Origin of the sequence: Vibrio sp. IB15, from assembly GCF_016406055.1 — a bacterium.
GTDB classification, from domain to species: Bacteria; Pseudomonadota; Gammaproteobacteria; order Enterobacterales; family Vibrionaceae; genus Vibrio; species Vibrio chagasii.
This window is the reverse complement of the sequence record NZ_JAEFCE010000053.1, coordinates 22,667-34,980: the sequence shown is the minus strand read 5'-3', so window position 1 is coordinate 34,980 and position 12,314 is coordinate 22,667. Positions and strand designations below refer to the sequence as shown.

Genomic DNA, 12,314 nt, shown 5'->3' with positions numbered 1-12,314 from the left:
AAACCTCAACTTCCTTAGCTCGGCGGCTTATACAGGTGTAGTGTGGGCAAACAAGTGGGATGTTAGCCAGCTTAAATACGGAGTCTAGAAATCCTTGCAGCGCTCTCAATGGCATAGAGAACACGCGTTTCACCATCAATGCAGTAGTAATGGCTAAGTCGCTGAACCGGCGAGGTCTACCACGCTTGCCTTGTTTGTTTTGCTTCCACTCGGCTATCGCTTCCTCATCAATCCAAAAGGTCAGAGAACCACGATTGGTTAAGGCTTGATTGTACTGCTTCCAGTTAGTTGTTTTGTAACGAGGTTTAGGCATGAGGCTACGACGATTAAAAGGTGTAGCTGATCAGATCGTAGCTTCTTGATTTGGTTCCATCGATTTACGCAACAAAGCCATTTCTACTTGATCGATTCTTATGTTGGTGACCGGTAGGATATATACCAGCAATGAAAGTTCAGCTTCACTTTTACCCATTGGATTTCAGTGGCTACTCAATAACGAAGTGAGCTTGGTGGTTTTATGCTCTATAGGTCAGGCGCCTATTTTTATGCTTGTTAGCTTTGAGACTTTATCTATCGTTTTAAATAAGTATATCAAGCGTGCAGCTCTGCCGACTGTACCTTCAGAATAGCAAACAACGCGACTTTTCCGTGTTTCATTTTTTCTTCAACTAGCACATAAATTTGTACAGTCAGAGAGGTGTCAATCAATACTGATGATGTCTATCTTATTGAATATTCTAGTTTACTTTGTGTGTTGAGATTTCTTTACTAATAAACATATATGCATTTTATGTCATATTGGTTGTTAGCACGTATGTTTGTGGAGGGAACCACTACAAATTGATATAGGAAATCCAATGAAAGTAATCTTATCTAACCTTGGGATAGCGACAACATGTCTATTTTCTTCGTTCGTAAATGCGCAACCCCAGCTCCTCGTTCAGCCAGAATTACCTGTTATTGCCAATGAAGTTGAGTATCCACTGTCCCATCAAGCGTTGATTGAGACATCGGACAACCTATATAAACAGCGAATAGAGCATGTGGGGGCATCATTCATTAAGCTTCATTTCAAGTCGCTTGTCGTACCAAAGGGCAGTCTATTGCGCTTGAGTTCGAGCACCAGTGATGAAGTGGTTGAGTATAGTGACAGCCAGACAGATTGGTTCGCTCAGTCTATTTCAAGTGAACGCATGTTGATTGAGGTTGTGCCAAACTCAAAGGGCCAATACGCTGAGTTCGAGATAGATTACTACATGGCGGGCAAGAGTGCAGACGAAGAGGCATTGGCAACGTTATCGACATGTGGTGTTAATGAGCGCAGAGACGTAGCCTGCTGGGAAGAGTCTCATCCAGATAAGGTGGCTTGGACAACTCCGGTTGCAAGGCTACTTATTAATGGGCGTAGTTTATGTACCGCTTGGCGTGTGGGGCCAGATAACCATATGTTCACCAATAACCACTGTGTCGCATCAGAATCAGAACTGAGAAATACAGAGGTATGGTTTAACTATCAGCGTCGTACTTGTGATGGCTCTATGGCTACTACGGTAAAAGTCATGGGGAGTAAGATACTCAGTACTGATTATGATTTGGATTACACACTTTTCACTGTTGATGATTTTTCAAAAATTGAGTCGTTTGGTTATCTAGGCCTAGATGACCAAGAGCCAATCTTTGGCGATGGTATTTACATCCCACAACACGGAGCTGGTAAGCCGAAAGAACTTGCAATTGAAAGTGACCAAAATGGCTCCGGAATGTGTCAGATTGATGTAGCTTCAACTGGTGGGCGAAGTGCTAATACCGACACTGGTTATTTCTGTGACACCATTGGCGGTTCGTCTGGTTCACCTGTTTTGCGTACTGACAACAACAAAGCGATTGCGCTGCATCATTTTGGAGGTTGTGAAAATCAAGGCGTAAAAATCAGTAAGATTTGGCCACTCGTGTCTTCATACTTTGGTGATACGTTGCCAGGTGGCTCAGTCGGTGAGCCGAACAATGATATTCCTGAGGTCACTTTAGGAAACTTGATTAGCGATCTCGCCGCGACGTCCGGACAACAGAAATTGTTTGTGCTCAAAGCAGCAAATCGTACTACGAAGGTGAATGTTATTATGAAGTCTGGAGTAGGGGACGCTGATCTCTACATTCGTTCTGGCACGCAACCAACGAAAAGTACTTACGATTGCCGACCTTATCGCTCTGGCAACTTTGAAACCTGCGAGGTGCCTAGGGCTGATGAAGATCTCTACATCATGATCAACGCGTTCCGAAGTTTTTCTGGCGTATCTCTCTTATTGTCAGAGTCTCAATCATAGTCGTGAAATCAGCTTACGATATGAATAATCAAGGCGAACCTATTAGGTTCGCCTTATGGTTTATAATTAAACAGAATAGTGAATAAAAAGAATCGTTGTTAGTGATAGTTGAATATTTCTTGATTGTTTAAATTCTAAATTATTAATAATAAACGCCATGTCTCTATTAAGTTTCTCTCACTAACTTTATATCCATATTAAAATTAAGTTATTTAACCTTCGATATATAAAATATACCCGACGCCAATCTTTAATATTCATAAAAGCAATCATTGCTTCCACCAAGATCACAAATATTGATATGTATTGTGTTGCATATTTGGTTTCTGAGTTATTTTCCTGCCGCCAATCACAAAGGAAAAATAACAATGAAAAAAACAATAGCTTTATTCTCTGTAATCTCCTCTCTTAGTTCGTTTGCTTATGCTGATAATACTAATGTTATTACTGGCGAATCACCGGAAGAGGTTTACGTTCAATATCAGTCTATCAACCAAGTTACCGAGTCGATGAAGACAGAGGGGTTCACGATGCATCGCTGTGGAATCAAGGCTCTGCGTAATAATATCCAAGCGACTCAGAGCCTTGAAGTTCCTCATAGTCAGATCCAGTGTGTGTACTCTAAACCAGGCGCATCAACCAGTGATGAGTCTGAGTTGATCTACTGGCACCTGAATGTGCTTTATAGCATGGAAAGTGGACACTTTATTGCGGATAGTGAGTTTACCGAACGCTACACTAGCGAGATCTATACACATAGCCCTGAGTACCTTCTTGATATTGGTCCACATTACTACCGTCAGCGTTCTGAAGTTGAAGCGTTGGGAATGAAGGTCGGCGAATGTAATCTACAAAAAATTTATTACTTCAGCGCGCCAACAGAAGAGTCATATTTATCTGATATTGCATCTTGCCCTGTATATAAAGCTGACGGTGAATTGTCTGGTAATATCACCGTTGAAATTAACCATACACCGGCTAATTTCGGCTATAGTGAGAGACTTGTTCAATTTTACGCTATTTAATCCTGGGCATTTTTAAATCGATTTTATATTAACAATCTGACTCCTATTTATTTAGTTATTCTAAATTAGTATTAAATAAAAAAAGGGTTGGTACTAAATACCAACCCTGTAATTGTTAATAAACTACAGCGAACTTTAGAACTTAACCTGATAGTTCAGAGTATAAGTACGTCCACGGCCTTTGTATTGGTACAGCGCATCGCTACCGGTGTACCAGTGTTGAGCACGTTGGCTCCAGGTTGTGTAGTAATCTTCGTTTAGCAGGTTCTTAATACCAAAGCCCAGATTACCAACTGGAAGCTGGTAGCTACCTGTGAAATCAACTACTGTGAAGCCATCTAGCTCACGTTGATCTGCATCTTTGTAGTCAAACATAGTTAGGCTTTGTAGCTTCAGGCTATAGTCATTGTCGTACCAGCCAACCCAAGCCCCCGCTTTAGAAGTGCTCGCTTCCATCGCCTCGTGATCTTCCCAGCCAGTGTCTGTTTCAATTTCTGTCACAACATAGTGACCTAATAGACCAAGCTGTAGCATGTCTGTTGCCCAGTAGCTGATTTGAGCTTCCGCGCCGTAGACACGTTTAGGCTCTGCAAGACCTGATATCGATAGGTCATCTTCGTACTGAACGGTTGCGCTTGAGTGCGAGTAGTAGATTGCAGATTGTAGTGAGATATTATCTAAATCGTTACGGTAACCCAATTCGTAGCTGTCGGTTTTGATTCCATCTAGCTTAGAAGCGGCGACATCTTGAGTAGCGCTCTTGCCGTAGAAGCGATATAGCTGAGGGATATCGAAACCTTGTGAGAAGTTAGCCCAAATCTGAGAAGTAGGATTTAGGTGATAGATAGTACCAAAGTTAAACAAACCTTCAGCGTAATCTGTTGAGCCACCAGGAATGAAGTCCGAACTAGAGGTCGCTTGGAAGTCAGACACGTCTATGTCCATTTTCTGATAGCGATAACCTGTTTGTACTGACCAATCATCAGTAATGCTGTATTCCGCTTGAATGAAGCCAGCGATAGATTGAGTGTCGATCCCCGGGTAACGACCTTGCATTTCACTGATGACGTTTACTAAACCTCCCGTAGCTTCGGTCGTAGCTTGATCGTAGTTCGCTCTGTCGCTATCAAATTTATCGATGTAACCGTCGATACCGTAGGTCAGATTCCAAGAGCCAAATGATCTATTAAGTGCCGCTTTTATTGCAAAAATATCAGTAGATTGGCGAGAGGAGTTAGTCGATAGAGTTGTCTTGCCATCAACTGTGTAAGGCATGAAGGTGTGCTCTTCGGCACGGTAAGATAGTTCAGCAATTAGCTGATGGTTTAAGAAGTTGTTGTTGCTGTATGCCGCACTTAACATGACACGCTCTGTGCCTTGTTCTCGATCCGCTGAGTAGCCCTCTCTCACATCAACAAACTGGAAGTTACCGCTACCATCTTTATCAAAGTAAAGGCCGTAAGGAGTGTCTTGTTGGCTATTGTAGTACTGAGCCAACAAGTGTAGTTGTTGACCTTCAGCAACATTAATTTGTAGGTTACTCAGTAGGTCAATGGTCTCGTTAAACTGAGTCGAACCCTGAGTCATATCTGGAGTTACCATCTCACCATCTGCATCGAAATAGCCTTGTGTTTTGGTGTAAGCGACCGATGCGCGTCCCTGAATTTTCTCGTTTCCACCTGCTATTGACTGAGCCAGTTTGTAGTCAAAATCTTCGCTTGATGAAAAGCCTGAAGTCCCACTAACAAATGATTCAAATTCGACTTCTTCACCAGACGCTTTTTTAGTAATGATATTGATAACACCACCCGAAGCGCCGGCACCGTAAATTGATGTTGCACCAGAGAGTACTTCAATGCGGTCGATGTTGAATGGGTCAATTGAGTCTAACTGACGGCTTATTGATCGAACTGATTGTAGAGATATACCATCAATCATTACCATCAGGCTGCGACCGCGTAGGTTTTGGCCAGCGTGAGTGCGACCACCACTGCTTACATCCAGTGAAGGGATAGTAGCAGCTAGAATCTCATCAAGGCTTTTGCCACCGCGGTATTCTTGCTCGATAGTCTCTGAGTTAATGTACCAAACGGTACCAGGGATATCACTGATGGCTTTAGGCGTGCGGCTAGAAACCACCACCATTTTTTCTTCAGTGGTTAGATCTTGAGCTTGGGCTGTAAATACTGTGGTTACTGCCGCAACTGCTATTGCGACGGTGGAAAGCTTGAAACTTCCTTTTTCGGTCTTCATTTTTTTCTCTGCATTTATCAATGAAAGGCTGCACACATTTCTTTTGGCGCGGTGACTCTATTTTTTATTGTGTTTATCCAGACTCAACAGAGTGGTGAGTAATGACGAATCGGATAGGTGAGTCGTTATTACTGCTGTTTCAGCTCTCAGTCTAAATAAGAATCATTATTATTGTATTTTTGATGCGAAAAAACAATATGGGAGTGCAAATTATTTTTTAAATGTAACAATAACGTCTGTTGTGTAGGATCGTTCAAGCCCAGCCTTTATGTCTGGTTTTATCGTTTTATCCTAAGTTTCTTGATTCAATTTATATTTTTTCGTGATGGCGAGAGAAGACGTAAAGTTAACGCGGAGGAGACGAGCAGCATGAAACTATGCTGCTCCTAGGTTAGTTGTTTTTTCCTGAAATACTGCTGAGTAATTGTTCTCGTTGTTCGTGCGATACGTTCATGACATTGTTGTAGGTGCGATTCATTACTCGTATATCGTTTTCGAGCAATTGGGCTAGCTGTGTTGAGGCACTTTGATTGTCGCCTGCCAGAACCAGTTCCATGATGTCCAAGCGGCGCTGGCATGACTTGACCACGGAAGATTGGATATGCATAGAGACCAAATCAGTAGCCTTACGCAGACGATTTTGTTGTTGCATCATCCCCAACAAAAAGCGGTTTCCGGAGCTGGCTGCGAGCAGTTCATGAAAGTCGACACTTAGTGCGAAGAGTTGACTAGCGGAAGTCGATTTTGGATTGTTGATGGCGTAGATATGGCGATCTCGGCATGCTTCTAGTTCGTTACGCTTTAAGTTCCATGTCGGCTCAAGTAGTCCTGCCGGTTCAAAGATCAAGCGGCATCGATAGCTCTCGGTATGCCTTTCAAGTGTGTTTAGAACACCATCAAGTTGCCATTTATAGCCGGGGCTGCGGCGGAAAATACCATCGCTTTCTAGTAGACGAGTGACATTTTGAATTTCGCCACGATTAGCCTCATATCGTTCTTGTAAGTCTTTTTCCGAGAAGGAACTGTTTAATTCCCCAAAGAACAGGTCCATTAAAATATTCAGGTACAGTTGTTCTTGGCGGGGCTGTTCGTCGCCTGTCGGTACGTCTAGCTTGATATCAGCCGCGTCCATTTGAAGCACCGAACCTTTATAGGGAACAACCTTAGTCATGCCCTGACTCGACAAATGTTTTAAAACGGCGCGTATTGGGCTTCTTGAGACTTCGAATTGTTGTGCCAAAGAAGATTCATTGAGGCTGCTACCGGCTTTAGCGTCTTCGGTTTTTAAGCTAGCAATGACTTTAAATAGCAAGTCTTGTTGGAGCTTTGTAATTGTCGTTATGTCCATAGGGCTGACAAATCAGTTGATTATTGGAACCATGGTAAACATAAAAGTGCTCGAATACCATTTATTGTGTTTCTGCAACCAAAAAACAATTACCAGTATTCCGGATTAGCGATGCCGACTGAGAGGATAAAAGAGGGTTGAGGGGATAAACAAGGATTGAACAGACAAAGATAAAGATAGAATTGAAATAAGCCTCCACTTCGGAGTTCAGCGAAGTGAAGGGGCTTGTTGAAAGGTTACTTTCTCATTAGGTAAAGGAAGTAGCCGCCTCCAAGTAGAGAAGCAAGTAGCCCTGCAGGGAACTGCCAAGGGAACCACAACGTACGACCAATCCAGTCCGCTGCGACCATGATGTTCGCGCCCAACAATGCCGCTGTCAGCATTTGCGGAATTGCTCTATATTGGTGAAGCGAGCGGGCCATGTGAGGTGCTAATAGTCCGATGAAGCTCAGAGGACCAATAACGATAGTGCACAGCGTAGTCAGTGCTGCGACCAATAACAGCAAGGCTAAGCGAACTGTAGTTGTGTTCATCCCCAAACTGCTGGTGGTCACTTCACCCAGGTTTATAAGCTCAATCCAGCGATGTAGTGAAAGGGAAATAGCACCAACCATTGTCACACCAACAGCAAGTAAAACAACATCTTGTGTGGCAACCAGATACGTTGAACCCGATAACCAAGTCAGCAGCGCCGTGGCATTTTCGTTACCTGAACTCATCGTAATACGCAGCAAAGCATCAAGCCCAGCACTTAGCGCGATACCGGTTAACAGAGTTTGCGTTGGCGCGAAGTTGTGCTTTCTGCCCATCAACCAAACTACAGCCGTAACAGATGTTGCTCCAAGTGTACCAAGCAGCATTTGTTCTTCGCGTCCAATCGAGTTGCCCCAGAGTGTGCCGAGAACCAGCGCTAGGGAAGCACCTGAACTTATGCCCAACACTTCCGGACTCGCCATCGGGTTATTTGAAATACGTTGAATAATGGTGCCCGCGAAAGCGAGGCCAATACCGGCTAATAGTGCAACCAGTACTCGTGGCGTGCGCAATTCAAATAAGGATTCATGAATCTCAATACTCCAGCCGAATTGATTTTTACCGACAGTGAGCGCAATCAAACATGTAACCGCCAATACTAAAGACATAGCAATCAAGGTTTTGGCCGTATTAGCTCGCTTGTACTGTTCAATATGCTCGTTACGGCTCTTAAGATCCGACTGAAGTTTAGTACGTTGCAATAGCCACAATAAAAATGGAGCGCCAAGTAATGCCGTCATTGCGCCCGTTGGCAGTAGCTCACCACCAAAACCTGAGAATGGCTGAATCACTAAATCGACAATCAACAGGATTAAACTACCGATCAAGCCACTGGTTAATATTTGTTTAGCTAATGATCTAACGCCTAGTAGCCTTGCAATCGCTGGGGCAACAATACCCACAAAGCCAATTAAGCCCACCTCACTGACTACCGCAGCGGTGATAAAGATTGCGAGAGATAGACACAACAGTTTGATTTGCTTAATGTTCACGCCTAGCGAAGTGGCAACATTATCACCAAACTGCAATGCAGATAATGGCCTTTGCAGGACGAGCAGTAGTAGAGTTGGAATGGCAATCAGGGGTAATAAAACTTGAACGCTAGACCAATCATTTTGGTTAAGCACACCTGCGCCCCATACGAATACACTGGTGAGCTGTTGCTCATGCAGCATCAGTAGCATGGTGTTGAGTGATCCTAAAAATAGGCTCACGACCATACCCGCTAGAACCATATGTAGTGGCGAAAACCCACGTGTAGAGCTGAGTGCAAAGACTAAACCCGTAGCAAGGCAGCCACCAATGAAAGCAGGGATAAAAAGAGGAACAGCGACACTTGTCGGGGTTAAAAGTAAACCCAATACCATACCTAGCTCTGCGCCCGCAGCGACACCAAGTGTCGTCGGTGAAGCAATAGGGTTACGCAATACAAACTGCATCACACAGCCGGCGACTGCTAGTGCAAAACCACAAAGGAGTGCAACTGCAAGTCTCGGTAAATAAGTGAGATGGGTGATCAGGTGTTGGTAGTTCGCTGAATCAAAATGAAAGAGCGTATCCCAAATCAACCCAATGCCTTTCGAGTAAGGTGCGGTTATCTGAAGTAGCGAGCTGATAAGGAGAACAGCCGTAACCGATAGGGCGACTGCTTTAACGTGAGTTCTTGCCACTGCTGAACCTTCAATCTTGGTGGTTGCTATCATTTTTGGATCAGTAGTTCTGTTATGTGGTCACTAAATCTTTGCGCAGCGATAAGACCTCCGAAGGTCCAGATGCTCGGAAGCTCATACACTGAATCTGTTCTAGTGAATTCCATAGCCTGCCAAAGTGCAGATTGAGTAAGTTGATTTTTTTCGTTTTCAGTCAAAGGACCAAAAAGCATCACGTTTGTTTGTTGATGTTCCGCGAGCCTCACGACACCTGTGGTGCTAAAGCCCCAAAGGTTAGTCGGTTCCTGCCAATCGTTTTTTAGCCCCATCGCTTGAATGGTTGCTTGCGCCAGTGAACCTTGGCTGTGAATTCGCAAAGTTTTATCGTTGATGAAACGTGCAAAGATCAATGGCTTATCTGAATTGCCTGCTGCTTGTATTTTCTCACCGTTGTCGTGAAGTCGCTGCTTTGTGTCTGCAATAATTTGTTGAGCTCTTTGTTCTTGGTCGAACAATTTACCAAGCGACAACGTAATCGCCGTTGCAGATTCAATCGGCTGCTTCTTTTGGCTGTAAACGCTATAAACTAACACCGGAGCAATTTTATTGAGTTGGTGATAAGCCGCTGCCATGTGTTCGCTAATTAGGATGACATCAGGCTTCAACTTAGTTAATAGTTCTAAGTTAGGCTCGCGTCGAGAGCCAACATCGGTGACACCTTGGTTCAACTCTGGCTTCACAACCCACTGTTGATAGCCTTTGGCATCGGCAATGCCTTCTAGCTCAACGCCAAGGCTGAGCACCGTTTCTGACAAAACCCAATCTAACGCCACAACTTTTTTAGGGGTTGTTTCGAAAGAAGCGGTTCCCATTTCGTGTGTGATTTCTAATGCATGAGGGCTCTCTAGCGCATAAGCATTAAATACGAATAAGACAGACAGTAACGCCATGAACTTTTTCATAACAGATTCCTCATCATTTAAGGGATATAACTGATTGGTTGCCCTGTTTCAGGGTGGTCGAATAGCGCCAGCTCCATGCCGTAGATTTTCATCAGCGTTTCCGGTGTCATCAACTCTTTCGGAGAGCCTGAAGCGATCACTTCACCGGAGTGAAGAGCAATAAGATGGTCACTGAATTTTGCCGCCATATTGACGTCATGAAGTACCATAATCACGGTTAAACCCAATGATTGGTTAAGCTCTCGAATTAAAGCCAGTAGCTCATGTTGGTGGGCAACATCTAATGCAGATGTTGGTTCGTCTAGTAAAATACATTGGCTTTGTTGGGCAAGTAGCATGGCGACCCAAGCTCTTTGTCGCTCACCACCCGATAGGGTTGCAACAAATCGATCTGCGAAAGAATTCAAGCCTACCTTCTCAATCGCTTCATCGACAATTCGGTAGTCTTCTTTGCTGTATCTCCCAAATGCGCCTTTCCAAGGGTAGCGACCAAAGCAAACTAACTCACGAACGGTAACACCATCAGTAATAGGTGGGTGCTGCGGTAGGTAAGCGACTTGATGTGCAAACTCTAGGTTACTGTATGAAGACAGTGGTTGTTCGTTGAAGAACACTTCTCCCTGAGTTGGGGCATTTTGTCGACTCAGTAGTTTCATGAGAGTCGATTTACCGCATCCATTATGACCAAGTAATGTGGTGACCTTTTTGGGCTCAAAGGTTAATTGGGTAGGGGAGAGGATCTTCTTACCGTCGATTTCGAACGAGGCATTGGTAAGTTTGTACATAGTGAAATATGAAGTTGAGTTATAGGCTACTAGCCGTTAATGTAACATAATGAAAAATAAATGATAATCATTCTCCAAATCAATTAGTTTGCTGCTATTCATGTTGTTACCCACTCACTTGCTTTCAAAAATAGCTTAATCAATTTCGATATTATGTCCGTTATACAAAATAAAAAATTTCATTTAGTGGCTATTAGCCTGATTTCGGCGTTGATGGGCATAGGACAAAACGGCTTACTTGTCTCGTTACCGTTTCTGGTTGAACACTCTGCGTTCAGCTTACCTACTTGGTCTATATTTATCGCGATTGGAAGTTTGCTGTTTTTGCCTTCCGCCCCTTTTTGGGGAAGGTACAGTGATAAACATGGCCCAAAGAAAGTGGTGTTACAGGCATTATCTGGAATGGCGGTTAGCTTTGCGTTATTGGCACTGTTTGCAATGAATAGCGCCTATTTTCAATCGGATAGCCATAGTGCTCGCGTGTACATTGTCTGTTTTATCGGGCTGGTCATCGCACGAATTCTATATGGCTGCACGGTCGCAGGTTTGGTGCCGGCAAGTCAGCACTGGGCAATATTGTTGTGTGGCGAGAAGAACCGTTTGCAGGCGATAACATCGGTGAGTATCGGTTTGAGTACTGGTCGATTGATTGGCCCACTCATCTCTATTGTGGCACTCAAATTTTCTTATTTCGCACCGCTCATGTTGATGATTCTACTGCCGTGTGTTGCGCTAGTCTTAGCTATTTTCTTGCCTGAACCGGCAATGCTCATTACCAAGCAGGCACAGCGAGAGAGCGCATCGTGGCTGCCCCCAAAAGGGCTATGGGTGTTTTTGTCGAGCGGGTTGTTGCTTTGTGCGACAGTGGCATTAACGCAATATAGCTTCTCGCCAATCATTTATGCTGTTACTAGTTGGTCAACTGAAAAAGTGAGTGATGCGATTGGCGTATTATTAACCATTAATGCTGCGTTTACTTTTGCGACTCAAGTTTTGGTGGTTAAGAAAAGCAAATTGACGCCCACAACTATGTATCGCTTTGGCGCATTATGTTTAGTGCTTGGGTTTATCGTGTTGCTGATACCTGATATTTGGGTGTTTGGTGGTGCGATGATGTTGACGGCCATTGGTGCTGCGCTGCTTGTTCCTGCATACACGGTATTTGCGACTGAAAAACAAAGTGAAGCCCCGGGTGCTGCCGCAGGCTTCATTTCGATGTCTCACACACTTGGCTATGGAGTCGCATCGTTGCTGGCGTTTACTGCAACTCTCCATCCGCTATATCCAATTTACTTGTGTCTAGCCTTTGCGATACTCATTCTGGTCACATCGTTGTCAGTATCTAATAAAAACAGTTCCTTAGGGATAGAACGAGGCTAGTTTTAATCTCTCTGCGCATACACCACATCGCTACTTTCAGCTCGTAAGAATATC

General features: G+C 43.9%; 9 protein-coding genes. 3 read left to right on the top strand and 6 right to left on the bottom strand.

Annotation, left to right across the window (positions count from 1 at the left end):
* Nucleotides 1-313 (bottom strand): transposase (locus JC606_RS17830; RefSeq protein WP_198779084.1); only part of this gene is annotated, 313 nt, incomplete at its 3' end.
* A 544-nt stretch (nt 314-857) separates the two neighbouring features.
* Here JC606_RS17830 and JC606_RS17825 point away from each other — a divergent pair.
* Together JC606_RS17825 and JC606_RS17820 are read left to right on the top strand one after the other, a co-directional pair.
* Nucleotides 858-2,324 carry a serine protease gene (locus tag JC606_RS17825; RefSeq protein WP_198779083.1) on the top strand — a complete coding sequence of 489 codons (1,467 nt, stop codon included), beginning with the start codon at nt 858-860 and terminating at the stop codon, nt 2,322-2,324.
* Between the two features lie 368 nt (nt 2,325-2,692).
* Nucleotides 2,693-3,349, top strand: a complete 657-nt coding sequence (locus JC606_RS17820) for a hypothetical protein (RefSeq protein ID WP_137406984.1) — start codon at nt 2,693-2,695, stop codon at nt 3,347-3,349.
* Between the two features lie 135 nt (nt 3,350-3,484).
* On the opposite strand, the gene JC606_RS17815 is transcribed toward JC606_RS17820, so the two are convergent.
* The 5 genes from JC606_RS17815 to JC606_RS17795 all read right to left on the bottom strand — a co-directional run bounded on the left by JC606_RS17815 (nt 3,485) and on the right by JC606_RS17795 (nt 10,880).
* Nucleotides 3,485-5,602, bottom strand: a complete 2,118-nt coding sequence (locus JC606_RS17815) for a TonB-dependent receptor (protein ID WP_137406983.1) — start codon at nt 5,600-5,602, stop codon at nt 3,485-3,487.
* A gap of 391 nt (nt 5,603-5,993) precedes the next feature.
* Nucleotides 5,994-6,950 (bottom strand): GntR family transcriptional regulator, encoded by a 957-nt coding sequence (locus JC606_RS17810; protein WP_137406982.1) that lies wholly within the window; start codon nt 6,948-6,950, stop codon nt 5,994-5,996.
* 236 nt (nt 6,951-7,186) lie between these two features.
* A complete protein-coding gene (fhuB, locus tag JC606_RS17805) occupies nt 7,187-9,187 on the bottom strand; it encodes a Fe(3+)-hydroxamate ABC transporter permease FhuB (RefSeq protein ID WP_137406981.1) in 2,001 nt (666 codons plus the stop codon).
* Nucleotides 9,184-10,095, bottom strand: a complete 912-nt coding sequence (locus JC606_RS17800) for an ABC transporter substrate-binding protein (protein ID WP_198779082.1) — start codon at nt 10,093-10,095, stop codon at nt 9,184-9,186. Before JC606_RS17800 ends, fhuB begins: the two co-directional genes overlap by 4 nt.
* 17 nt (nt 10,096-10,112) lie before the next feature.
* Nucleotides 10,113-10,880: an ABC transporter ATP-binding protein gene (locus JC606_RS17795; protein ID WP_198779081.1), complete on the bottom strand. Its 768-nt coding sequence runs from the start codon at nt 10,878-10,880 to the stop codon at nt 10,113-10,115.
* A gap of 153 nt (nt 10,881-11,033) precedes the next feature.
* Here JC606_RS17795 and JC606_RS17790 point away from each other — a divergent pair, with 153 nt between their 5' ends.
* Complete coding sequence (locus JC606_RS17790) at nt 11,034-12,260, top strand: MFS transporter (RefSeq protein WP_198779080.1); 1,227 nt, start codon at nt 11,034-11,036, stop codon at nt 12,258-12,260.
* The last annotated feature ends 54 nt before the right edge of the window (nt 12,261-12,314 follow it).

Excerpts from the sequence above, each read along its gene's own strand:
- JC606_RS17825 (WP_198779083.1), top strand. The coding sequence starts at position 858 with ATGAAAGTAATCTTATCTAACCTTGGGATAGCGACAACATGTCTATTT.
- JC606_RS17820 (WP_137406984.1), top strand. The coding sequence starts at position 2,693 with ATGAAAAAAACAATAGCTTTATTCTCTGTAATCTCCTCTCTTAGTTCG.
- JC606_RS17815 (WP_137406983.1), bottom strand. The coding sequence starts at position 5,602 with ATGAAGACCGAAAAAGGAAGTTTCAAGCTTTCCACCGTCGCAATAGCA.
- JC606_RS17810 (WP_137406982.1), bottom strand. The coding sequence starts at position 6,950 with ATGGACATAACGACAATTACAAAGCTCCAACAAGACTTGCTATTTAAA.
- fhuB (WP_137406981.1), bottom strand. The coding sequence starts at position 9,187 with ATGATAGCAACCACCAAGATTGAAGGTTCAGCAGTGGCAAGAACTCAC.
- JC606_RS17800 (WP_198779082.1), bottom strand. The coding sequence starts at position 10,095 with ATGAAAAAGTTCATGGCGTTACTGTCTGTCTTATTCGTATTTAATGCT.
- JC606_RS17795 (WP_198779081.1), bottom strand. The coding sequence starts at position 10,880 with ATGTACAAACTTACCAATGCCTCGTTCGAAATCGACGGTAAGAAGATC.
- JC606_RS17790 (WP_198779080.1), top strand. The coding sequence starts at position 11,034 with ATGTCCGTTATACAAAATAAAAAATTTCATTTAGTGGCTATTAGCCTG.